Below are 24,328 nucleotides of genomic sequence, written 5' to 3' on the forward strand. Positions count from 1 at the left end.
AAAAATTAAATAAAATGACAGAAGATAAAGAAGTAATCTGGTGGCTGAACGATGAGTCTGAGCAGATGCTCAACCGTGGCTATCTGCTAAAAGGTGAAACGGTGCGTGGCGCCATTGAAAGAATCACAACAGCAGCAGCTAAAAGATTGTATAAACCAGAATTACAGCCTAAATTTGAAGAGCTAATCACCCGAGGGTGGATGAGCCTTTCCTCTCCTGTTTGGGCCAATATGGGAACGCAGCGAGGGCTTCCAATTTCTTGTTTTAATGTGCACGTGCCTGATAGCATAGAAGGGATTACACACAAGTTGGCTGAAGTCATCATGCAAACCAAGATCGGTGGAGGAACTTCAGGTTATTTTGGCGAATTGCGTCATCGGGGTACCGCTGTTACCGATAACGGAAAGTCATCAGGAGCAGTAAGCTTTATGAAATTGTTTGACACTGCTATGGATGTCGTTTCCCAAGGAGGAGTTCGCCGTGGAGCTTTTGCTGCTTACTTAGATATAGATCACCCAGATGTAGAAGAATTTTTACAAATCAAGAACATTGGGAATTCCATTCAAAATTTATTTTATGGCGTTTGCGTCCCAGACTATTGGATGCAAGATATGGTAGATGGCGATATGGGGAAAAGAAAAATTTGGGCAAAAGTTTTAGAAAGCCGTCAGCAGAAAGGTTTGCCGTATATTTTCTTTACCGATAATATCAATCGTCAAAAACCACAAGTTTATAAAGATCTTCAAATGATGATAAATTCTAGTAATTTATGTTCAGAAATTATGCTACCATCTACCGAAGATGAATCTTTTATCTGCTGCTTATCGTCAATGAATTTAGAACTCTTTGACGAATGGAAAGATACCGATGCCGTAAAGCTCGCTATTTACTTTCTCGATGCCGTTTTATCTGAATTTATTGCTAAAACTGAAGATAATTATTACTTGACTGGCGCTAGGAATTTCGCAATACGCCACCGTGCACTAGGTTTAGGAGCTTTGGGGTATCACAGTTATTTACAGAAAAACATGATTCCATTTGAAAGTATGGAAGCCAAGCAATTCAATGCAAAAGCATTCAAATTGATTCAAACCAAGACCATAGAAGCGTCTAAAGAATTGGCCGACATCTACGGTGAACCTGAGCTATTAAAAGATTACGGATTGCGCAACACAACATTATTAGCCGTCGCACCAACTACCTCTAGCTCAGCGATTTTGGGGCAAACATCTCCAGGTATAGAACCTTTTGCCAGCAATTATTATAAAGCAGGTTTAGCAAAAGGAAACTTTATGCGGCAGAATAAGTATTTGAAAAAATTGTTGCAAGAAAAAGATTTAGATAATGAAGATATTTGGCGTAATATCATGCTCAATCACGGTTCTGTGCAGCAGCTAAATGAACTAACGCAATTGGAAAAAGACGTTTTCAAAACCTTTAAAGAAATATCACCATTAGAAATCATTACTCAAGCAGCGCAGCGTCAGCAGTTTATAGACCAGTCACAGAGCCTGAATTTGAATATTCCGTCGAGCATGCCCATCAAAGATGTCAATGCGTTGATGATAGAAGCATGGAAGCTTGGGGTGAAAACACTCTATTACCAAAGAAGCCAATCGGTATCTAAGGAGCTGATGGTCAACTTTGTAAACTGCGTGAGCTGTGAAGGGTAAAAGCCTTTAAATATGAAATTAAAACAGATTCTTAGAGAGTCCGGAGAAATTTTTCTTCGGATTTTTTTTAAGGCTTAAAAAATTCTGCATAATAATTGCTAATTTTAAAAATCAACTAATTAAGACAGAGAATTCATGTCAAAAAAAAAGAAGGTTATTCCTCGCCAAAAAAAAGGCGAAGGTTACCAAAAAATCGCAAAGAAAATACTTCAATATTATTTGAAATATCCCAACAAAACGCTCAATCATAAGCAGCTCTCTTCAGCACTGCAATACACGAATGCTCGTGAAAAACAACATCTGATAAAAGTCCTAAGCCGATTGGCTGCTGATGATACGTTGATAGAAGAGACTCCTGGGAAGTTTAAACTAAATATGGAGAAAAATACCCTAGTGGGAACCATTGATTTCACTTCCTCTGGGGCAGCATACGTGGTAGTAGAAGGTTTAGAGGATGATGTTTATATTCCCAAAGGGCAAACTAAAAATGCACTGCAAAATGATTTGGTGCAATTACTTTTGAGTCCTACCAGCCGAGGGAAAAAACAGGAAGGTAGCATTTTGAAGGTTTTGCAACGAAATAGGATGCAATATGTAGGGATTTTAGAAATCATTGGCAACCGAAAATATGGTTTTGTAAATCTAGAACAAAACAGCTCGATGCATGTGGATATTTACATTTCAAAAGAAAATTTGAATCATGCTAAAAATGGAGAAAAAGTTGTAGCAGAAATCGTGAGCTGGCCAGAAGATACCGACTCGCCGTTTGGCACCATAATCCGCTCATTGGGCGAACCTGGCAAGCATGATGTTGAAATGCATGCGATTTTAGCCGAATACGGATTGCCCTACCACTTCCCTGATGAAGTAGAGGCAGAAGCACAAGCTATTGATACAAGAATTTTGCCTGAGCAAATTCAGAAACGGCGAGATATGCGTTCGGTACCGACTTTTATCATAGACCCAGCAGACGCAAAAGATTTTGACGATGCTTTGTCTTTTCAGGTTTTAGAAAACGGAAATTATGAAATTGGAGTCCATATTGCAGACGTTTCACATTACGTGAAACCCGGTAGTTTGCTCGACGAAGAGGCATATAATCGAGCAACCTCGGTATATTTGGTTGACCGTGTGGTGCCAATGCTACCAGAGATTTTAAGTAACGGCGTTTGCTCATTACGCCCTCATGAAGAAAAATACACTTTTTCTGCTGTTTTTGAAATGGATGAAGATGCTAATATTTTAAAACATTGGTATGGGCGAACAGTCACTTACTCTGATAGGAGATTTAGCTACGAAGAGGCACAAAAAATCATCGAAGGAGAAACAGGTGATTTCCAAAAAGAGATTCTCAAATTAAATCAATTAGCCAAAACTTTAAGAGAACAAAGGCTAAAAAATGGAGCCATCAGTTTTGATAGCTTAGAAGTGAAATTTCACTTAGACGAAGAAGGAAATCCGACAGGAATTTATTTTAAACAAATGAAGGATTCCAATCACTTGATAGAGGAATTTATGCTCTTAGCCAACCGAAAAGTTTCTGAATTTGTGAGCACAAATAAGAAAGGGAAACCTAATGAGAAAACCTTTATTTACCGAATTCATGATGACCCCGACCCAGAAAAACTAGCCAGTTTAAAGCAATTCATCTCACAGTTTGGCTATGATTTAAAATTAGGTGAAAGAAAAGAAACAACATCATCTATCAACCAATTGCTAAAAGAAGTGCAGGGCAAAGGTGAAGAAAATATGATTGAAACCCTAGCGATGCGCTCGATGTCTAAAGCAGTTTATTCTACCGAAAATATTGGGCATTACGGGCTAGCATTTCAGTACTATTCGCACTTTACATCACCCATTCGCCGCTACCCAGACATCATAGCACATCGGCTATTGCAGCACTACCTAGATGGGGGAGAATCGCCAAAAGCTGAAACCTATGAAGAAAAATGTGAACATTGTAGCCAACGAGAGCGTCTGGCTGCTGATGCTGAGAGAGATAGCACCAAGTATATGCAAGTAAAATATATGAATGAGCACATCGGGGAGGAATACTATGGAGTGATTTCGGGTGTGACGGAATGGGGGATTTATGTAGAATTGCCAGAATCTTTGGCAGAAGGGCTAGTACGTTTGAGAAATATTCATGATGACCATTACATTTTTGACCCTAAAAGCTATGCGATTATCGGTCAGAAAAGTAAAAAAACCTATCAGCTGGGAGATCAGGTGAGAATTAAAGTCCTACGAGCAGATTTAGAGAAAAAGCAATTGGATTTTGAACTATTAGGTTAAAAATTTTTTAAGGCTTAAAAAAAATCCGAAAAGAAGTTTTTCTCTTTCGGATTTTTTGTTTCATTTAAATTTTAAAGCTTTAGAATTAGCTTAAATCTTCATGAAAATTTTTTTTTAAGGCTTAAAAGAAATTAATTCAGTTGATCCAATTGCTCGTCAATCAATTTAATTTTCTCTAGCGTATCTGCTTGTTTTTTTCGTTCCGTATTGACTACATTTTCTGGTGCATTGGCAACAAAATTCTGATTATTTAGCTTTTTTTCTACCGATTTTAAAAAACCTTGCAAATATTCCTTTTCTTCTTGCAATTTTTGTTTTTCGCTATCGATGTCAATTAATCCCCCCAAGGGTACAAAAAATTCTTGCGTTTCGATGCGCAGTGAAAGCGCACCTTCTGGAGCGTCTTTGGTGATAAAGATTTCTTCGCAATTTGCTAATTTCTCAACCAAGCCAAGGTTGAATAAATGATCATTTTCGGTATAAAGACTGATTTTCTCCTTTAGCGGAATATTTTTTTCATTTCTTAAATTCCGTAGCGCTGAAATGATTTTAGTAGAATATTCAAAAACTTCCAATCGGTTGGTATCTACTTCTTTAGCTTTTGGTTGTTGAGTAATAATCAGAGCTTCTTCATCTTTGCGCTCTTTTATCAATTGCCAGATTTCCTCAGAAAGGAAAGGCATGAAAGGATGCAGTAATTTTAAAAGGCTTTCTAAAAATTCAATAGATTTTTCTTGAGTTTCTTTAGCAATAGATTGCCCATATTCTGGCTTGATGGCTTCTAGATACCAAGAGCAGTAATCATCCCAAATTAACTTGTAGAGCACCATGAGTGCATCAGAAATTCTAAATTTCAGGAAGTGACTATTCATTTCTTTGATGGCAGAAGAAAGTTTAGAGTCAAACCAATCATTGGCAAATTGAGTTACTTTATTTACTTCTTGATTTGCCGTTTCCCAGCCGTTGATTAGTCGGAAAGCATTCCAAATTTTATTAGCAAAATTTCGACCTTGCAAACATAGATCTTCATCAAAAAGCAAATCATTCCCTGCCGATGAGCTCAACATCAACCCCACACGTACGCCATCGGCTCCGTATTTTTTCATCAAATCAATAGGGTCGGGAGAATTTCCTAAAGATTTTGACATTTTTCGCCGTTGCTTGTCACGCACAATCCCAGTGAAATAAACATGGCTGAAAGGTTTTTTGTCAAAAAATTCATACCCCGCCATCACCATTCTCGCGACCCAAAAGAACATGATATCAGGGCCAGTCACCAAATCTTGTGTAGGGTAGTAGTAATTGAAATCTTTGTTTTCGGGTTCTAAAACTCCATTGAAAACAGACATTGGCCAAAGCCAAGACGAGAACCAAGTGTCGAGCACATCGGGATCTTGCTTTAAATCCTCTGCATTTAAATTTTGATTTAGTGTTTTTTTGCGGGCTAGTTCTACTGCTTTTTCGATGTTTTCGGCAACTACAAAATCGTGGATCCCCTCGCCATAAAAATAAGCTGGGATACGATGCCCCCACCAGAGTTGACGCGAAATATTCCAATCGTGGACGTTCTCTAGCCAGTGATTCCATGTGTTTTTAAATTTATCAGGGAAAAGTTCCACGTCCATGCTTTTCACTGCATCCAAAGCTGGTTGTGCAATTTCTTTCATTTTAAGAAACCATTGCACCGAGAGTTTAGGCTCTATAACGGCGCCAGTTCTTTCAGAAGTACCTACATTATTATCATAATCTTCGACCTTTGCTAATGCTCCAAAATTTTCTAAAGCCTTAGAAAATAATTGACGAACCTCAAAGCGATCTATCCCCTCATACTCGGGAACCAAATGGTTGATTTTCCCTTCATCATCAAAAATGTCAAGAATTTCTAAACCATGGCGCAGACCGATTTCATAATCGTTAACATCATGTGCAGGAGTGATTTTTAGCGCACCTGTACCAAATTCCATATCAACGTATTCATCAGCAATCAGTGGGATTTCTCGGTTGACAATAGGAATGGTCACCATCGAGCCAATCAAATGTTTGTATCTTTCATCTTCAGGATTTACACAAATCGCAGCATCGCCAAAAATAGTTTCGGGTCGGGTTGTAGCAACTTGAATTTTTTCTCCGTTAGTTAGTTGATAATTAACGTAGTATAGTTTTCCTTTTTGATTAATGTAATTGACTTCTTCGTCAGAAATATTGGTTTTTGCCACAGGGTCCCAGTTGACCATTCGGAAGCCACGGTAAATTTTTCCTTTGTTGAACAAATCTACAAAAATTTGAGTGACAGAGGCCGACAAGTCTTCATCTAAAGTGAATTTTGTGCGATCCCAATCACAAGAAGCACCAAGTTTTTTGAGTTGTTCTAAGATTTTCCCGCCATGTTCGTGAGTCCAATCCCAGGCATAATCTAAGAATTCTTCTCTTGTTAGATTTTTCTTATCAATTCCCTTTTCCTTCAGTCGGTTAACAACCTTAGCTTCAGTAGCGATGGAAGCATGATCTGTCCCAGGAACCCAGCAGGCATTGTAGCCTTGCATACGCGCTCTCCGTATCAAAATATCTTGAATCGTATTGTTGAGCATATGCCCCATATGGAGGACACCAGTCACGTTGGGCGGTGGAATAACGATGGTGTACGCTGGTCTCTCATCAGGTTGTGAATGAAAAAAACCTTTCTCTTGCCAGAAGTTATACCATCTTTCTTCGGTTAACTTGGGGTTGTATTTAGAAGCAATCTCCATAAATGGTCTATTATTTGTTATATTTATGATTAGAAAGCAAATTTAAGATTAAAATTAGCTTTAGAAAATTATGATTAACTTTGTAAAAAATTAAATGATGAAAAATATTCTATTATCTTTTACTTTATTTTTAGGATTTGCAGCATTGTCAGCTCAAGAAATCAGTTTTGAGCAAGAAGTAATCGACTATGGGCAGATAGAACAAGGCTCTAATGGGGTGAGGAGTTTTGTCGTGAAAAACACAGGAGATAAACCGCTTTTAATAAAAAGCATTTCCTCCAGCTGTGGATGTACCATCCCTGAGAAACCTGAAAAACCAATTTTACCTGGGCAAACAGGAGAAATTAAAGTTAGTTATAATACAGAGCATCCAGGTAAATTCTCTAAATCAATCACCGTTTATTCAAATGATGAAAAATCAGCGAGAAAAATTTTGAGAATTAGAGGGGAGGTTTTATCGAAATAATTAAATGATCTTTTTTGTCTAAATTGAAAAAAAATCTGCTATTTGCAGATTTTTTTTTAAGGCTTAAAAAAATTTAATGGCTTGATAAATTTATGTCTCAAATGAAAAATGGATTCAGAAAAAACTATCTGAATCCATTGATTATTACTTTATTCAAAAAAGTTTAGAGCTTCAAAGATTAACTTTTACGTGTGATTTTATTTTGAATGAAATCAACCACATAAGGCGTTGCAATAGCGACAGTACTCGTCAAAGCCATTTTAGATAAAGTACCTAGCTTGAAGCGTGATACCGCTGCGCTGGCAACCAAAGTCAATACCGCCTTTACTCCTTCGCTCATCAATTCATTTCTTTGCATACGCTCTGCATTGTGCAAATTAAATTTTTCCTTTTTCCTTTGCTTGTTCAATACATTAAAAAGCACCGAAGTTACATTGCTCAGCGGGTTGTTGATTCCGTTTTCAATATTGTTTTTCAACTCAGACTTTTTATTTTGTAAGTCTTTTATATTTCTGATAGAATTAGAAGCCATAAACTTTTATTTATTCTCTTTTTTTATTCTCTTAATATCATCCTTAGAATCACTCATTGCTGATGAGATTACCATATTGATAATTAGATTTTGTATACCCTTTTTAAAAATTAAAAGCAGTAAAAACAGTAAGAAATAAATGCCTGCTACAATCAAAAAACCAATGTAATAATCGTCATAAAATACTGAGATGTAATACCCAGCAGCAAAGCTTACGATTAATAAGAAAAATGTGGCAAATATTGCCATTAAAATCATTACTGCAATTCTAGAAATGATACGTCCAATACTTTCTATGCCCTCCAATTTGGCAAGCATAATCTGGTCTTGAACATAATTTTTTACATTACCAAACATATAGAACAAGATTTATATGCCGTATTCGTGGGCAATGTCACTCAATTCAGCTTCTGTTCTTTTGATTTTTTTCTGAAGATCTGCTTTGATTTTTTGTGCTTTTTCACTGAAATCATTGGCATAAGAATCCAATTCATCTTTCAAGTGATCTAATTCATCCATTAAAATGTTTCTAGTTTCCTTTCCACTTTGTGGAGCTAGTAGCAAGGCTGCAACGGCACCCGCTAAAGCACCTACAAGTAGACTTCCGATGATTGTTCCTGTTTCGTTAGATTTTCTCATTTTAAAATTGTTTTATCATTAATTATTTAGTTAAATTTACAAAAACAATACCATAACTTCATTTTTTAAAAAAAATATTCTGATATGAGCCTAACAATTTCACAACGAGCACAGAACATGCCAGCATCTCCCATCAGGAAATTGATGCCAAGTGCAGATATAGCTATAGAAAAAGGTTTGCAAGTCTATCAGCTCAACATCGGTCAGCCTGATATAAAGAGCCCTAGCGCCGCTATTAAAGCATTACACCACTGGGAAGAAGAAACGCTTAGCTACACACGTTCTGAGGGGGAATTTGAATACCGAAAAAATTTTGCCAAATATTACCAAAGTCTAGGCTATAATATAGAAGCTGAAGATATTTTGGCGACCAATGGTGGGTCTGAAGCACTTCTTTTCACAATTTCTACCATTGCAGAGCCTGGTGAGGAAATAATTGTCCCAGAGCCTTTCTATGCCAATTACAATGGTTTCGCTAGTCAGCTGGATGTGAAGTTGATCCCTGTATCATCTTGCATTGAAACAGGTTTTGCGCTACCGCCCATCGAAGAATTTGAAAATAAGATTACGCCCAAAACACGTGCGGTTTTAATTTGCCATCCAGGGAATCCGACGGGTTATCTCTACAAAAGAGAAGAATTAGAAGCCTTAAAAAATCTTGTTTTAGAACATCATATTTACTTAATTTCAGATGAGGTTTACCGAGAATTTGCCTACGACCGCAAGCATTTTTCTATTCTAGATTTTCCAGAAATTAGAGAAAACGCTATCGTGATAGACTCAGAATCCAAAAGATTCAGCATGTGTGGCATCCGCTTGGGGGCGATCATTACCAAGAACGAAACCGTTTTGTCTACTGCTCTTAAATTTGCACAAGCTCGGTTAAGCTCGAATATTATCAGCCAGCACATAGCGTCAGCGGCACACAAAAATAGCGGAGAATACCTGAAAGAAGCTAATCTGAAATATCGCAAACGCAGAGATTTTACGGTTAAAACTTTGAATCAGATAGAAGGCGTTATTTGTCCTGAACCACAAGGTGCATTTTATTGCGTGGCACGTTTGCCAATCGATGATTCTGAGCGATTTGCTAAGTGGATTTTAGAAGAGTTTAGCTGGGAGGGCGCTACGACGATGATTGCACCCATGCAAGGTTTCTATTCTACGCCAGGCAAAGGGGTAGACGAGGTGCGAATCGCATATGTTTTGGATTTAAAACATTTAGAAAAAGCCTTGAAAATTTTAGAAGAAGCGCTAAAGGTTTACCCTGGGAGAAAATAATTTATTAAAAGCTTATTCTCAACCTTATAAAAAAATTATGGTAGAACTAAACAAAAATTTACAAGCTTACAACACGATGAATGTGAAAGTTGTAGCGAAGCAATGGGTGGAAATTAATCAAGAAACAGAATTAGAAGAATTGTTTTCTAAGCCTTTAGAGAAATTTTATGTCTTGGGCGGAGGAAGTAATGTTTTGTTTCGAAGTGATTTTGATGGAGTGATTCTTAAAATAAATAATAAAGGTATAGAAGAAATCCATAACGATGAAAATGTGGAAATCATTGCACAAGCAGGTGAAAATTGGCATCGTTTTGTACAATTTACGTTGAGCAAAAATTACGGAGGCTTAGAAAATCTTTCACTGATTCCTGGCACGGTGGGTGCTGCACCGATTCAAAATATTGGTGCCTATGGCGTAGAAGTGAAAGATTTGATTACCAATGTTTACGGCTTTGATGTGGAAGAAAAAAAGATGAAAGTTTTCGCAAATTCAGAATGCCAATTTGGCTACCGAGATAGTATCTTTAAAAAAGAACTAAAAGAGAAATTCATCATCACCCGAGTTGGCTTCAAGCTTAGTAAAAAAAATCATCAATTGCGCTTGGGCTACGGTTCAATTTTGGAAACTTTAAAACAAAAAAACATTCAGAATCCTAGTATTCAAGAGGTCAGTCAAGCTGTGATAGAAATACGTGAGTCGAAATTACCCAATCCTGAGAAGGAACCAAATACAGGGAGTTTTTTTAAAAATCCAGTGATTTCGGAAGAAAATTTTTTAAGCCTTCAAAAAAAATGCACTGGAATTCCTTTCTACGAAGTGGACGGTGGCATTAAAGTCCCAGCTGGTTGGCTAATTGAACATGCGGGGTGGAAGGGGAGAAAGCAAAACGAAATCGGTGTGCATCCACGCCAAGCTTTAGTCATTGTGAACTACGGAAACCCAAGCGGAAAAGCTGTTTTTGATTTCTCGGAACAAATCATAAAAGATGTGGCAGAAAAATTTGGGATTACTCTAGAAAGAGAGGTAAATCTTATCAATTGATTTTAAAATGAAATGTTGATCTCTGGGTTTTTGAATTTTATTTCATGAAATTCAAAAATCTATGCCTGCTATAAACAGTAATCGGCAGAAAAAGGCTGTAAAAAAAAACTGATGGAAAAATTTCCTCCCGAAGAATGAAGAGGTCTTAAAGGTTTCTTGATTTGAAATTTAAGCAAACTTCTAAAAAAAAATGATTTAAAAAGTTTTTTGTTTAATTTCTGATGAAATTTTGCCTAAAATTTTAGAAATCACTAAATTTAGGGGTTGAGATAATTTTATAAATCAGTTAAATGAAAAATTTATTTTTATTCCTTGTTTTGCCGTTTTTGGTAGGGTGCTCAACCCGAAACAATTATGGGCTGAATAATGCTCATACACGCTATGTAGACCCGATGATCGGGACAGGAGGGCATGGGCATACGTACCCTGGAGCGAGTGTCCCGTTTGGTATGGTTCAGGTAAATCCTGTGAATGGTATCAGCGGCTGGGATTGGTGCTCTGGCTATCATGCATCAGATAGCGTAATTGTAGGTTTTAGCCATTTAAACCTGAGTGGGACTGGGATTGGAGATTTGGCTGATATTCTTTTGATGCCCGCAATCAAGGCTTATGATTTAAATCAAATTCCACTAAATCCGAGAGCGGAAAAAGAAAATTCGCCAGCGGGGAGAAATCAAATTACTTATAAATCTAGCTATAAAAATAGTTCTGAAACCTCAAAGCCAGGTTACTATTCCGTTTATTTAGATGATCCTCAGGTTTTTGTGGAGCTTACGGCAGCAAATCGTGTAGGGTATCAGCGCTACACGTTCCAAGAAAATGCAACGCCATCGGTAATTTTAAATTTAGCATTGGCCATCAACTGGGATAAAGCCTTGCAGACTAAAATTACTAAAAAAGATGACTACACCATCACAGGTTACAGATTTAGTAAAGGCTGGGCGCCGAATCAGAAAACTTTTTTTGCCATGAAATTTTCTAAGCCTTTAAAAAATATTCAATTTGCAGGACGAGATAATGCAGAAGCAGCTCAGTTTTTCTTTGAAGCGGATGCCGCAAATAAAATTGTGGTGAAAACGGCAATCTCATCCGTGAGCGAGGGAAATGCTTTGCTGAATCTAAACTCAGTGAAAGACGAAGTTAATTTTGATGAGATAAAACAAAAATCCAATGATTTGTGGGAAGATGCTTTGAGAAATATTCAGGTGAAGACCAAAAATGATACGCTGAAGACCATTTTTTATTCCGCTTTGTATCATACGAAATTAGCTCCAGTAACTTTCTCTGATGTGAATGGAGAGTTTCGTTTAGGAAATGATGAAATAGCAAAAATTAACGGAACCGCTTATTCGACTTTTTCACTGTGGGATACCTTCAGAACCGAGCACCCTTTGCTAAACTTTACAGATACAGACCGCATAGCAGATATGATTAATTCGATGCTGGCGTATTACGAGGTGAGAAATATTTTGCCAGTGTGGACGCTCTATGCGAACGAGACTAATACGATGACAGGTTACCATAGCGTGGCGGTAATAGCAGAGGCGTATATGAAGGGTATCAGAGGTTTTGATGCAGAGAAAGCTTATGAGGCGATGAAAATAACGATGATGCAAGATGAAAGAGGTTTAGATTTTTATAAAGAGTATGGTTACATTCCTTACGATAAATTAGATGAGTCGGTAACAATTACGCTGGAATACGCATATAATGACTATTGTCTGGCACAAATGGCAAAGGCTTTGGGTAAAGAAGAAGATTATCAATATTTTATGAATCGCTCGAAGGCATATCAGCACTTGTTTGACCCTGAAACAGAATTTATGCGAGGGAAATCTTCTGACAAAATTTCTTGGAACGTTCCGTTTGACCCTAAAAAATCAAACCACCGCGAACATACCGACTATACCGAGGGGAACGCTTGGCAACACAGTTGGTTTGTCTTGCATGATGTGGAGGGATTCGTTAATCTATTTAAATCAAAAGATAACTTCATCAATAAATTAGAGCAATTATTTACTGAAAGTTCAGAAATTACAGGCGATAACATTTCGGCAGACATCACAGGATTGATTGGCCAATATGCACACGGGAATGAGCCAAGTCATCATATCGCATATTTGTTTAATAAAATTGGACAACCTTGGCGTACACAATATTTTGTAAATAAAATTTTGAAAACGCAATACTCGGCACAAAAGGATGGCTATAGCGGGAACGAAGATTGTGGGCAGATGTCAGCCTGGTATGTGATGAGTTCAATGGGGCTGTACCCGATGAATCCAGTCTCTGCTGAATATGAAATTACCTCGCCCATGTTTGAATCTGTGCAGATGAAGTTGCAGAATGGCAAAACCTTCAAACTAGAAACAGAAAACTTCTCGCCAGAGAATATTTACATCAAAAACGCCTACTGGAACGGCAAACCAATTGCAGGCACCAGCATCACGCATCAAGAGATCTTGAGCGGGGGAACCTTGAAATTGATTCTATCAAACCAGCCCAATAAAAGTGGAACTTTAAATTGAAAAAAGAAATCATGAAAAATTTTTTAAGCCTTATTATTTTTTTAAATTTCCTTAATTTCACAAAAGCACAAGTCACAACACCCCAAACTTATATCGCTTATCAAACCTATGATTCTTTGACAATTGATGGGAAAGCCGATGAAAACGAGTGGAGTAAAGTGCCATTTACCTCAAGATTTATCGATATCGAGGGAGATAAAATTCCACCATATTCGACTAAAGTTAAAATGCTGTATGACCAAAAATATTTCTACCTCTATGCGGAATTGGAAGAGCAGCATATTTGGGCAAATTTGCACCAAAGAGACACCGTTATTTTTTACAACAATGATTTTGAGATATTTATAGACCCAACAGGCGACACACACAATTATTATGAATTTGAAATAAATGCACTCAATACCGTGTGGGATTTATTGATAACCAAGCCTTACCGCGAACCAGCACCCATTATCGATTCTTGGGACATCCAAGGGCTGAAATCAGCAGTACAAATCAACGGAACTTTGAATGACGGAACTGATTTAGATAAATCCTGGAGCGTAGAAATAGCGATTCCATGGCAGGTTTTAGAAGAAGCAGCGGCAACCAAAGGAGTCCCCACCGAGCAGTTTTGGCGAGTAAACTTTTCACGCGTCAACTGGGATTATGAGTTGACAGATGGGAAATACGACCGTAAAAAAGATGAAAACGGCAACTATTTACCAGAGTATAACTGGGTTTGGTCGCCACAAGGCGTCATCAATATGCATGAACCAGAAAAATGGGGCTACGTCTATTTCTCTCCAAAATATGCTGGGCAAAATGATACGTTTGAAATTCCCAAAACAGAAGAAATCAAGTGGTACCTATATAAATTGTACAGAGATATTAATTCAAAAAAAATAAGCCTTGATAAGCTAAGTCAAAATCCAAAAGACTATGAAATGCTGTGGGAAGAAAAAACACTTGTTCCTCGAGTTGAGAAACACTGGGCAGGGTACAACATCATTATTGAAAATCCAAATGGTAAAGAAGATTTTGTAATACAACAAGACGGTAAATTCTTATCAATCAGTAAATAAAATGTCATGAAAATAAATTTCTTAATTTTATTCAGTTTTTTTTTAAGCCTTACAATTTTTGCTCAAAAAAAATCGGTAGGAATTATTCCAGAGCCAAAAGAAATCAAGCTCCTGAACGGGGAGTTTGAATTCACACCACAAACTATCATTTACTTTACCGATGACAATCAAAGAGGTGCCGTAGAGCAGCTACAGTATTTGTTTTCTAAATCAGGCGAATTCGTATTGAAAGCAACGAAGATGAAGCCTTCTAAAAATTTTATAAGCCTTGAAAAAAATCAAAACTTAGAAAAAGAAGCTTATCGTTTGTCGGTAAAACCAAATCAGATCGCAATAGAAGCTTCCACAGTAATAGGTTTTTCACACGCAATTGCAAGTTTACGCCAGCTTCTGCCAGTTCAGGTAGAGAGTAAAACTTCACAAAAAATGAAATGGAAGATTCCCGCAATGGAAATCAAAGATGAGCCACGCTTTGCTTGGCGTGGATTGATGCTGGACGTTTCAAGACATTTTTTCCCCAAAGAATATATTCTGAAAACATTAGACCGAATGGCGCTTTTGAAGCTAAATACATTTCATTGGCATTTAGTTGATGACCAAGGTTGGCGTATTGAGATTAAAAAATACCCGAAATTAACTGAAATTGGTGCGTGGCGCGTCGACCATGAAAATCTTCATTGGAACAATCGACCCGACCAAAAGCCAGGTGAAAAGGCGACTTACGGAGGCTTTTACACGCAAGAAGAAATCAAAGAAGTAGTGGCGTATGCTGAGAAATTAGGCATTACCGTCGTGCCAGAGATTGAAATGCCAGCACATGTTTCTAGTGCGATTGCGGCTTATCCGTGGCTTTCTTGTACGGAAGAGAAAATTACCGTTCCGCCAGGTGGAGTTTGGCCGATTGTGCATATTTATGACCCTGGGAAGGAATCAACCTTTGAGTTTTTAGAAAATGTCTTGGCAGAAGTAATGCAGCTTTTCCCCTCAGAGTATATCCATATCGGGGGAGATGAAGCGACCAAAACTAAATGGGAAACTTGTAAAACGACGCAGGATAGAATGAAGCAATTGGGCATTGAAGATGTAGATGAATTGCAAAGCTATATGATAAAAAGAATTGAAGAATACCTCAACAAGCATGGAAGGAAAATCATTGGCTGGGACGAAATTTTGGAGGGAGGATTAGCCCCGCGAGCAGCCGTAATGAGTTGGCGAGGAATGAAAGGAGGGATTGAAGCGGCACAGTCTGGGCATGATGTTGTGATGACCCCAGGCGTGCTCTATTTTGATGGGCCTCAGGGCATGCCAGATGTTGAGCCACAGGCGTTTGGGAGCATGAAAACTTTGGGCAAGGTTTATGATTTTGAACCAATTCCAGCGGAGCTAAATCAGGAAGAAGGCAAGCATATTTTGGGCCCGCAAGCCAATCTTTGGGCAGAATATATTCATACGACAGAACACTCAGAGTATATGCTATATCCGCGTTTGTTTGCATTGTCAGAGATAGCTTGGAGTCCTGTTTCTACTCGGAACAAAAAAGAATTTTATCAAAAAACGCTTAGCATGATGAAAAGATGGGATTTACTGGGGATTAATTATGCTAAAAGTATTTTTGATGTAACAGGAAGTGTGAGATTCAATCAAGAAAAAGAGAAAAAACAAGTGATTTTAGACCTAAATAACGAGTTCCCAGGTGAGAAAGAAATTCGCTATACAATTGATGATGCAGATTTGAGTGAAAAAAGCCCGAAATTTTTTAAGCCTTTAGAAATTAATAAAACTTCGACCATACGTGCAGGGCTCTTCATAGACGGAAAGTTAGCTGGGAAGGTTTACAAAAAGAATATTGAAATTCACAAGGCTATCAATGCGAAGGTAAGTTATGAGCCGTATGCCCATAAAAGCTATACGGGGCAAGGAGAAAAGACGATGGCCAATATCACGCGTGGCTCTTTGGATTTTCACGATGGGCAATGGCAAGCTTGGCTAAACGATGATGTGACTTTGACGCTTGATTTAGGTCAAGAAAAAGAGATTAATCAAGTAAAAATTGGTGCTATGGAAAATCAAGGCAGTGGAATTTATTACCCGATAGGTGCTCAGGTTTGGGTCTCAGAGGATGGTGTAGATTACATTTCGGTAGGCAAGTTTACTCGCCCGTATGCGGATAATGGCTATGCAGAAATCACTGATTTTGCTTTTGATTTTGAGCTAACCAAAGCAAGGTACATTAAAGTCTTTGTTGATAATCTAGGGAAAGCACCTTACGGGGGTGACGCTTGGATGTTTGTAGATGAAATTTTAGTGAATTAGTGGATTTATAAAATAAAAAAAAATACAAGTTTTTGTATTTTCGTTAAATTGTTTTAATTTGGTGTAAAATTTTGATAGTAATGAGGGATATTTTATTTAAAAGCTTTCTATTTGTTGTTTTTTTTAACACAATGGTCTTTGCTCAGGTAGAAGAAATGCCTGTATCTGTAAGGGTGAATCACACAAAGAGTTTAAGTCAATTTTTGGATGATTTACAAGATGAATTTGCATTAATAATTCTTTATAATCCTGAAGAAATTAGTGAAATTCGTGTTGAACAACTAAACGTAAAGGATAGAAGTTTAAAAGATTTGTTTGATTTGTTGGCTAACAATTATGGAATTAAATATTCGTTCCAGAATGATTTAATAAATGTTTTTGGTCCAAATGAAACTGTAAAAGAGAGTTTAATTAATTCAGGTTCAATTAATTTGAATGAAGTCGTGGCTACAGGCTATTCAAATCAAAGAAGAAACACGTTAGCCACATCAGTATCTAAATTAGACACAAAAGTTTTAGAAAATGCACCAAGAGGTAACGCCGCCACTGCTTTGCAAGGAGCAATTGCAGGCTTAAAGGTAACCCAAAATACAGGGCAACCAGGTTCTACTCCTTCCATAACTTTGAGGGGAGGAACTGATTTCAACGGAGGAGGCAGTCCCTTGATATTGATTGATAATGTGCCTGGTTCATTTTATGCTCTAAATGCTGATGATATAGAGTCAATAGAAGTATTAAAAGATGCTGCTGCTAGTGCGATTTATGGGGCACGTGCAGCAAATGGTGTAATTTTAGTAACGACGAAAAAGGGAAAAGCTGGTAAATCAAGTATTTCTGTAAAATCAAGGTATACTATTAATAAAAGAGCTGAAAGTAAAATGAAATATATGAATGCGGCTGATTTCATTAAATTTAATAGAATGGCGATTAGTGCATACCGAGACCAAATAGACCCGAATGGTTTTACATCTTACATAGAAGGTCAGTACCCAGCAGGTACGGGGAATAATCCGTACGACTCCCGATTTACAACTATGGTACTAACGGATAAGAATAAATATCTATTGAATTTTGATGGCTGGCAAACAATACAAGATCCTTTGAATCCTAGTCAGCAATTAATCTTTCAGGAAAATAAAATGAGCGAGTTGTTTTATCAGCCAAGTTATGGGCAAGATTATAACATTTCATTTTCTGGAGGAAATGAAAGAGGAACCTATTACTTAAGCCTTGGCCATTTAGATGAAAAAGGACTGGTGTTTGGTTCAAAATTTAAGAGAATTTCTGCTAACTTCAATGGAAGCTACAAATTGTCAGATAAATTTAAAGTCTCATCAAGTATTTTGTACGGACATTCAAATAATACTCCCAACTATTTAGGTAATGATTACTTTGTTTTTCAAAGAGCAGCAGGTCAACCGCCCACAGCTAGAATATATAACAATAATCCTGATGGAAGTTTGAGTAGTGATTTGCAGCCAGGTATTTCTTATGATTTTGGGAACCCACTGTATTATGGAGATAAATTTATTAGAAAAAATTTAGAACAGAGGCTGACTGCAAATCTTCAGTTCGATTACCAGTTTCTACCTCATTTTAACCTGATGCTAAGAGGCGGACATTTTACAGTAAACAATAGAAATGAGCGCTTCAATAAAGCTTATTTAAATGGCGGTAGATTTATAGATGCAAGAAATGCATCGGCATCTCATGGGCAGAATTTTAGAAATCAGATTACTTCTGTGCTCAGTTACCAGAATAAATTTGGTAAGCATAACTTAAACCTACTACTGGGGTTAGAATATTTTAGAGATAATAGTTGGGAAATGAAAGCTGCAACTAAAAACTCACCTATAGATTTGATTTATACAATGAATGTTGCATCAGAAGCAGATGGCGTGCCTAGCACTTCTACGACAGAATATGCCATTAATTCAAAATTTGGTCAATTAAATTATGATTTTGATAATCGTTATTTGTTAGGGCTAACCTTTAGACATGATGGAACTTCACGTTTAGCACCTGGAAATAAATATGAGTTTTTTCCTGGAATTTCTTTAGGTTGGAATTTACAGAATGAAACATTTTTTAAAGAATCTTTACTAAATAATGTTATCAATACAATTAAGCCGAGATTAAGTTATGGAGTCAATGGTAATATTGAAGTTTTAGGAAACTTTAGCGTATTTGGAGCTTATACAAATAGTGGTATTTATAATTCGAAAAGTGGTTTTTTGAATACCAGCCTACCTAATTATGGGCTAAAATGGGAAAAATCAGCAACCCTAAACTTTGGTTTAGATTTAGGTTTGATGAATAATCGAATATCTCTGATTGCAGATTATTTTATAAGAGATGTACAGGATAAGTTGTCTGATTTAAATTTACCCGTCTGGACAGGATTTAACAGCATTAAAGTAAATAATGGTATACTCCAAAACAGAGGTTTAGAAATTGAACTAAGTGCAGATTTAATACGCAATAAAGATTTTAAATGGAACCTTAGTGGAACCTATTATCAAGTCCGTAATTATGCTAAGAAATTACCAGAAAATGGACTAGATAGAAATAGACAGGGAGGCGTGCAAATATATAATCCTTTGACAGGTAAAGTGGAATATGTAGCTGGTTTACAAGAAGGAAAGAGAGTTGGCCTAGACGTAGTTACAGCATATGTTTTTGACGGAGTATACAAAACTCAAGCAGATATTGATGCTCATGCAGGAAGGGTTGTAAAATTTGCTAGAAACCCTAACACTAGGTTTTTAGGAGACACAAAATATTTGGATTTGAACGGTGATAATATAATAGATTATCGAGATAGAAAAATATTAGGTCGAACAACGCCAACATTTAGTGGAGGGCTAAGCTCAAATTTAAACTACAAAAACCTCAATTTATTTGTAAAAACAGACTTTGCCATGGGACATTTGGTAACAAATCTTAATAGAGTAAGAGGAATTACTCAAGTACAGGGAGCTCAAAACGGGCCGCAAGAAATTGTAAATTCTTGGACTCCATCTAATAGTGATTCTAATATTCCACGTTTTGTATTTACTGACCCACAAGGAAATCATAAGGGAGGCAATGGTGAAAACTACTATGACTCTAATAGTATTTACTGGGAAAAAGGAGATTACTTAGCCATCAGAGAAATAACACTTAGCTATGATTTAGACGTTTCTAAAATAAATAACGCCATAGGTGGTTTAAGACTATTTTTAACTGGTTCGAATTTACATTATTTCACAAAATATAGCGGAAATTCACCCGAAAACGGAGGATTAGATTACGGAAGATTTCCATTACCACGAGCCTATACAGTTGGTTTAAGTTTAACTTTTTAATTAATAAATTATGAAAAAAATAATTTTATCCATAGTATCCTTATTTCTATTAAATTCTTGCGACATTGACTTAGAACCAAAAAGTTCATTAATTTATAGTGGATATTGGGAGTCAGAAGAAGCCTTAGAAGCAAATCATTCAGGTATTTACGGAAGATTTAGAAACTATGCCTTTACACTATATTCACTGGGAGAGCTCAGAGCAGACATTTGGGGAGGAAGAACTATGGAATCCCCTTTTAGTGAAGATTTTATTAAAATAAATTACAATGTAGATACAGCACCCTATGGCAATTGGGGCAATTTATATAGATTAATACATAATTTAAATGATTTTATAGCTAATGCGTCTAAAATTGATTACCCAAAGAATAAATTAAACCATCTTTATGGCGAAGTATATGGAATAAGAGCATATACCTACTTTACTTTATTAAAAACCTGGGGAGATGTTCCAATCGTTACAGAGCCACTTCCTCCCAATTTTAAACCCCATGAATTAAAACTTCGTGGAATTAAAAGATCAAGCAAAGAAGAGGTCTTGAATTTGATAAAAAATGATTTAGAAAAATCTTTAGAATATTTTGGAGATGACTATACTTATTGGAATAATAAAAAAGTATATTGGTCTAAAAACGCAACTTTAGCACTAAAAGGAGATGTCTTCTTATGGTCAGGAAGTGTTTTAAACAAAGGAAAACAAGAATTTCAAACAGCACTTAATTCATTAGAACAAATTAAAAACGTAACTTTAGAAAATAATTTTGAAAATTTATGGACCTCTGCCAATGAGGAAAATAATGAATTCATTTTTGCCTTTGATTATCAGATAAATCAAGCTACGCACTCTTACCCCAGTTTTTTCTCCGGGCATAATAGTGAAATTAGATCCTCTTTTGATCGCTTCGGTAACTCCATGAAGTCCTTTGTCTCTGGTGGGTTAAATCGTTTCGGAGCTACAGAAAAGACGGTTAATACCTTTATTGAAGCTGAAGAAAATGGAGATTTAAGAAAAAAATCAACCTTTAAATTCCTCTTTAAAAACGACAAAGGTTACAACTCTTTTGACGACGAATCCTACAAAGGTTCTCTACTGATTAAATTTCCTGGAGAAGAAATCGGTAGCGAAGTATTAGGTGTTTCAAACATTCCAGTCTATAGGTACGCAGACGTGGTATTGATGATAGCCGAAGCAAAAAATGAACTGCATATGGACCCCTCTGCAGAAATCAATCTTATAAGGCAACGAGCTTACGGCGATAAATTTGAAGACTTCAAATATTTAAATGCATCTTATGATTTAAATAAAGCAGCGATTTTAAAAGAACGACTTTTGGAATTTGTAGGAGAAGGCAAAAGATTTTGGGATCTTGTAAGAGCAGGAGATAATGAACTCATTAAAAATAGACCAGAATTTAAAGGAAATCTATATAAAGTATATTTACCAATAACCAGAGATATGATGAATAATGACCAATTCATGGCTCAAACTCAAGGTTATGAATAAATAAAATATTAAATTTAACAATCTAAAATCCAAGAATTTTCTTGGATTTTTTTTAAGCCTTAAAAAATTTCTGAAAATGAATAAAATACTTACACTCCTTTTAATTTTCACAATAAATCAAATGTCTTTTTCTCAAAGTCAAGAAAATTTGAGTAAAGAAGAAAGACTCGAATGGTTCAAAGAAGCTAAATTGGGCATTTTCATCCATTGGGGTTTGTATGCTGTAGATGGCATACAGGAATCATGGGGCTTGTGGCATCAAAAGATTAGCTACGGTGAGTATTTGAAACAGCACCAAGGCTTCACCGCTCAAAACTATAACCCAAAAGATTGGGCGGAAATTTTTAAAAAAACAGGTGCACGCTATGCTGTATTGACGACACGTCATCACGATGGGTTTGCCCTTTGGGGTACGAAGTTAAGCCGATTGAACGCAGTAGACTATTCCCCAGCAAAAAGAGATTTGGTAGCTCCTTTTGCACAAGCTTTGAGAAATCAAGGTTTAAAAGTAGGATTGTACTATTCTTTAACTGACTGGGCACACCCAGACTATAAAGTCCCGTTTCCCCGCCCAGATTTAAAGAAATTCTACCCACAAAAGAATCAAAATCAATTAGACTCATGGCAACGATTTGTGAAATATTATCGAGGTCAGTTACGAGAATTGAGCAGCGAGATTAATCCCGATTTATGGTGGTTTGACGGAGATTGGGAACGCTCAGCAGAAGAGTGGCGAGCTGCCGGGACCAAAGATTCGCTATTGAGTTGGAATCCAAACGTTATCATCAATTCTCGACTACAGTCCTATGGAGACTACGCAACACCAGAACAAGGAATCCCAGTTGTAAGACCAAAGGGCCCTTGGGAATTCTGTATGACGATGAATGATAATTGGGGCTATTTCCCGTCAGATAAAAACTACAAACCCATTGCACAAATCATTCGTACTTTTGTGGAAGTGATTTCCAAAGGTGGAAATTTATTGCTAAACATCGGCCCAAAAGCAGACGGCACGATTGCCGAACCACAAATACAACGCCTAAACGCACTAGGCGACTGGATACGAAAACATCACGAAGCTGTGTTTGACACCCAAGAAGGCTTACCTTATGGACATTTTTTTGGCCCAACGATGGTCAGTAAAGATAAAAAATCTCTTTACCTCTGCCTCTTTGATGAGCCAAAACACTATGTCTTACTAAAAGGATTACAAACGAAAGTGAAGGGGATAGAAGTCGTAGGGAGCGGGCAGCAATTAAATTTTGAGAGAAACGGAGGCGCAGCATGGAATAATATCCCAGGAATTTTGAGAATAGAAGTTCCTCAAAAACAGAATTTAGATGAATACGTTACGATTATAAAAATCAGTTTAGAAGATGAACTTCACCTCTATCGTGGCCACGGGAATGCGGTGGAAATGAATTAAAGTCTATCTGAAAATTTATACTTTTGAAAAATTTTTAAGCCTTAGAAAATTTAGTGAAAAAGAAAACCGCTCTTTTGGTGAAATATCAGAGAGCGATTTTTTTTAAAGCTTGAAAAAATTATTTCAAAAAAGGATTTTCACGCTTGGCAGAAACTGGAAATTCAATAGTGTAGCGCGGGTCATTTGCCCCGAGCGTAGCTTTTTGCCCTCTAGTTTCGTGAGTGATTTCTTTTTGCTCATACCTTCTTAAATCAAACCAACGATAACCTTCAAAAGCTAATTCCCGAATTCGTTCTTCAAAAATTTCTTTTAACAAAGCTTCTTGACTTTGTATAGCATTGATTTTTTTGGCATAATTTTTTGCTCCTTCAGCTGTTTTTCTTGTATTGACAAAACTGTTTAAAGTTTGCTTAGCTCCGTCTAAATCACCTGTTCTTACTTGCAGTTCTGCTTTTACAAGATAGATCTCTCCCGTTCTAAATGAACTTCTTAAATCCTCTTTGGTGCCTTTTATTGCTTGGAATTTATTGTTTTCTTCTTTGTAAAATAAATTTTTTCTTAAATCTTCTTCGTCATATTTTTTTATCAAAAAATCATTAGCCGCAGCAACTTCGCTCACCCGATTGTGAACCGCATAGTCTAAAGTTAAAATCTGTTCTACGCTATTGAGCTGATGAGGTAAAAGCCCTTCATCATTATGATTTAAATCCAATAAATCGCTTTTTTCATCTAAAACTTTTTGGGCGTATTTTAAAGCTTCAGCCCACTTTGCTTGGAACAAATATACTCTAGATTTTAGAGCATGGATGGCGACTTGTGAGAAGTGATAGCTTTGATTCTCTGTAAATATTTTGATTTGCACTAGCTTCTCGGCTAAATCTAAATCTTTATGAATCTGTGCGTAGACTTCTTGTAAACTGGCGGGCGAAAATTGAGCTTCTAAATCTATCCTTAAAACCAAAGGAACGCCTCGTTGTGTTTTACCTTCTTGGTAAACGTCTGAAAATAAATTAACTAATTCAAAATAAGTATAAGCACGCAAGGCGTGAGCTTCTGCCAAAAGTTGCTTTTTAGCTACACTTTCTTCTAGCTTTTCGTTGGCATTGTTGATGACTTCATTGGTGTAAAAAATTACACGATATAGTAAATCATAGTCAAATTCTGTTGCCGTAGCATCATAATTTGTATCTTCCCATAGGTAAAAGTGTCGGTAGCTTTCAGCCGAAGCATCACTGTCATTGAAGTTGACCAAATCTGTTCTTAGTTCCGTTTTAGACTTTGTCACAGGAAAAGCACTATAAGCCGATATCAGTAATTGCTGGTAGTCTTTTAGCGTAGTGGGTATCACACGGTCTTTGGGTTGAATGTCTAAATAATCATCGCAAGAAAAAAATCCGAAAGTGATGAGAAAAATACTGATGTATGTTATGAATTTTTTATAATTCATTTTTTTATAAAAATTTTTTAA

Annotated in this window: 16 protein-coding genes; 11 read left to right on the forward strand and 5 right to left on the reverse strand. The window is 36.7% G+C overall.

All coding sequences use genetic code 11. From position 1 onward, the window contains the following. Positions 1-14: 14 nt before the first annotated feature. Positions 15-1,673, forward strand: coding sequence for a ribonucleoside-diphosphate reductase subunit alpha (locus D5J18_RS04865; protein ID WP_119057887.1), 1,659 nt, complete (start codon positions 15-17; stop codon positions 1,671-1,673). 135 nt (positions 1,674-1,808) lie between these two features. Then, positions 1,809-3,968, forward strand: coding sequence for a ribonuclease R (gene rnr / locus D5J18_RS04870; RefSeq protein ID WP_119057888.1), 2,160 nt, complete (start codon positions 1,809-1,811; stop codon positions 3,966-3,968). 131 nt (positions 3,969-4,099) lie between these two features. Here rnr and D5J18_RS04875 read toward each other — a convergent pair whose 3' ends face one another. Further along, positions 4,100-6,715, reverse strand: a complete 2,616-nt coding sequence (locus tag D5J18_RS04875; protein ID WP_119057889.1) for a valine--tRNA ligase — start codon at positions 6,713-6,715, stop codon at positions 4,100-4,102. Positions 6,716-6,809: 94 nt separating this feature from the next. Here D5J18_RS04875 and D5J18_RS04880 point away from each other — a divergent pair, with 94 nt between their 5' ends. After that, positions 6,810-7,181: a DUF1573 domain-containing protein gene (locus tag D5J18_RS04880; protein ID WP_375730845.1), complete on the forward strand. Its 372-nt coding sequence runs from the start codon at positions 6,810-6,812 to the stop codon at positions 7,179-7,181. A 178-nt stretch (positions 7,182-7,359) separates the two neighbouring features. Here the strand turns inward: D5J18_RS04880 and D5J18_RS04885 are convergent, their stop codons facing one another. Genes D5J18_RS04885 through D5J18_RS04895 form a run of 3 tightly spaced genes read right to left on the reverse strand, consistent with a single transcriptional unit; the run spans position 7,360 to position 8,352 of the window. Further along, positions 7,360-7,713: a hypothetical protein gene (locus tag D5J18_RS04885; RefSeq protein ID WP_119057891.1), complete on the reverse strand. Its 354-nt coding sequence runs from the start codon at positions 7,711-7,713 to the stop codon at positions 7,360-7,362. A gap of 6 nt (positions 7,714-7,719) precedes the next feature. Then, on the reverse strand, positions 7,720-8,070 hold the full coding sequence (locus D5J18_RS04890; protein WP_119057892.1) for a phage holin family protein: 351 nt from the start codon (positions 8,068-8,070) through the stop codon (positions 7,720-7,722). Positions 8,071-8,082: 12 nt separating this feature from the next. After that, positions 8,083-8,352, reverse strand: a complete 270-nt coding sequence (locus D5J18_RS04895) for a YtxH domain-containing protein (RefSeq protein WP_119057893.1) — start codon at positions 8,350-8,352, stop codon at positions 8,083-8,085. Positions 8,353-8,436: 84 nt separating this feature from the next. On the opposite strand from D5J18_RS04895, the gene D5J18_RS04900 reads away from it, so the two are divergent. The 8 genes from D5J18_RS04900 (at position 8,437) to D5J18_RS04935 (ending at position 22,860) form a co-directional block, all read left to right on the forward strand. Continuing rightward, positions 8,437-9,633 (forward strand): pyridoxal phosphate-dependent aminotransferase, encoded by a 1,197-nt coding sequence (locus D5J18_RS04900; RefSeq protein ID WP_119057894.1) that lies wholly within the window; start codon positions 8,437-8,439, stop codon positions 9,631-9,633. A gap of 37 nt (positions 9,634-9,670) precedes the next feature. Beyond that, complete coding sequence (murB, locus tag D5J18_RS04905; protein WP_119057895.1) at positions 9,671-10,675, forward strand: UDP-N-acetylmuramate dehydrogenase; 1,005 nt, start codon at positions 9,671-9,673, stop codon at positions 10,673-10,675. A gap of 290 nt (positions 10,676-10,965) precedes the next feature. After that, the gene (locus D5J18_RS04910) at positions 10,966-13,203 is read left to right on the forward strand and encodes a GH92 family glycosyl hydrolase (protein WP_119057896.1); all 2,238 of its coding nucleotides are present in this window, start codon (positions 10,966-10,968) and stop codon (positions 13,201-13,203) included. A gap of 11 nt (positions 13,204-13,214) precedes the next feature. After that, on the forward strand, positions 13,215-14,267 hold the full coding sequence (locus D5J18_RS04915) for a carbohydrate-binding family 9-like protein (RefSeq protein ID WP_119057944.1): 1,053 nt from the start codon (positions 13,215-13,217) through the stop codon (positions 14,265-14,267). Between the two features lie 6 nt (positions 14,268-14,273). Further along, entirely contained in the window at positions 14,274-16,580 is a 2,307-nt protein-coding gene (locus tag D5J18_RS04920) for a glycoside hydrolase family 20 protein (RefSeq protein WP_119057897.1), read from the forward strand. A 131-nt stretch (positions 16,581-16,711) separates the two neighbouring features. Then, on the forward strand, positions 16,712-19,927 hold the full coding sequence (locus D5J18_RS04925) for a SusC/RagA family TonB-linked outer membrane protein (protein ID WP_119057898.1): 3,216 nt from the start codon (positions 16,712-16,714) through the stop codon (positions 19,925-19,927). A 10-nt stretch (positions 19,928-19,937) separates the two neighbouring features. Continuing rightward, positions 19,938-21,434, forward strand: coding sequence for a RagB/SusD family nutrient uptake outer membrane protein (locus D5J18_RS04930; RefSeq protein WP_119057899.1), 1,497 nt, complete (start codon positions 19,938-19,940; stop codon positions 21,432-21,434). Positions 21,435-21,510: 76 nt separating this feature from the next. Further along, a complete protein-coding gene (locus tag D5J18_RS04935; RefSeq protein ID WP_119057900.1) occupies positions 21,511-22,860 on the forward strand; it encodes an alpha-L-fucosidase in 1,350 nt (449 codons plus the stop codon). A 118-nt stretch (positions 22,861-22,978) separates the two neighbouring features. Here the strand turns inward: D5J18_RS04935 and D5J18_RS04940 are convergent, their stop codons facing one another. Beyond that, the gene (locus D5J18_RS04940) at positions 22,979-24,307 is read right to left on the reverse strand and encodes a RagB/SusD family nutrient uptake outer membrane protein (protein WP_119057901.1); all 1,329 of its coding nucleotides are present in this window, start codon (positions 24,305-24,307) and stop codon (positions 22,979-22,981) included. Positions 24,308-24,328 lie beyond the last annotated feature (21 nt).

It is taken from the genome of Candidatus Ornithobacterium hominis, assembly GCF_900538215.1.
GTDB lineage: Bacteria > Bacteroidota > Bacteroidia > Flavobacteriales > Weeksellaceae > Ornithobacterium > Ornithobacterium hominis.

What these genes read in the sequence shown, in the direction of transcription:
- D5J18_RS04865 (WP_119057887.1), top strand. Translation starts at nt 15, where the DNA reads ATGACAGAAGATAAAGAAGTAATCTGGTGGCTGAACGATGAGTCTGAG.
- rnr (WP_119057888.1), top strand. Translation starts at nt 1,809, where the DNA reads ATGTCAAAAAAAAAGAAGGTTATTCCTCGCCAAAAAAAAGGCGAAGGT.
- D5J18_RS04875 (WP_119057889.1), bottom strand. Translation starts at nt 6,715, where the DNA reads ATGGAGATTGCTTCTAAATACAACCCCAAGTTAACCGAAGAAAGATGG.
- D5J18_RS04880 (WP_375730845.1), top strand. Translation starts at nt 6,810, where the DNA reads ATGATGAAAAATATTCTATTATCTTTTACTTTATTTTTAGGATTTGCA.
- D5J18_RS04885 (WP_119057891.1), bottom strand. Translation starts at nt 7,713, where the DNA reads ATGGCTTCTAATTCTATCAGAAATATAAAAGACTTACAAAATAAAAAG.
- D5J18_RS04890 (WP_119057892.1), bottom strand. Translation starts at nt 8,070, where the DNA reads ATGTTTGGTAATGTAAAAAATTATGTTCAAGACCAGATTATGCTTGCC.
- D5J18_RS04895 (WP_119057893.1), bottom strand. Translation starts at nt 8,352, where the DNA reads ATGAGAAAATCTAACGAAACAGGAACAATCATCGGAAGTCTACTTGTA.
- D5J18_RS04900 (WP_119057894.1), top strand. Translation starts at nt 8,437, where the DNA reads ATGAGCCTAACAATTTCACAACGAGCACAGAACATGCCAGCATCTCCC.
- murB (WP_119057895.1), top strand. Translation starts at nt 9,671, where the DNA reads ATGGTAGAACTAAACAAAAATTTACAAGCTTACAACACGATGAATGTG.
- D5J18_RS04910 (WP_119057896.1), top strand. Translation starts at nt 10,966, where the DNA reads ATGAAAAATTTATTTTTATTCCTTGTTTTGCCGTTTTTGGTAGGGTGC.
- D5J18_RS04915 (WP_119057944.1), top strand. Translation starts at nt 13,215, where the DNA reads ATGAAAAATTTTTTAAGCCTTATTATTTTTTTAAATTTCCTTAATTTC.
- D5J18_RS04920 (WP_119057897.1), top strand. Translation starts at nt 14,274, where the DNA reads ATGAAAATAAATTTCTTAATTTTATTCAGTTTTTTTTTAAGCCTTACA.
- D5J18_RS04925 (WP_119057898.1), top strand. Translation starts at nt 16,712, where the DNA reads ATGGTCTTTGCTCAGGTAGAAGAAATGCCTGTATCTGTAAGGGTGAAT.
- D5J18_RS04930 (WP_119057899.1), top strand. Translation starts at nt 19,938, where the DNA reads ATGAAAAAAATAATTTTATCCATAGTATCCTTATTTCTATTAAATTCT.
- D5J18_RS04935 (WP_119057900.1), top strand. Translation starts at nt 21,511, where the DNA reads ATGAATAAAATACTTACACTCCTTTTAATTTTCACAATAAATCAAATG.
- D5J18_RS04940 (WP_119057901.1), bottom strand. Translation starts at nt 24,307, where the DNA reads ATGAATTATAAAAAATTCATAACATACATCAGTATTTTTCTCATCACT.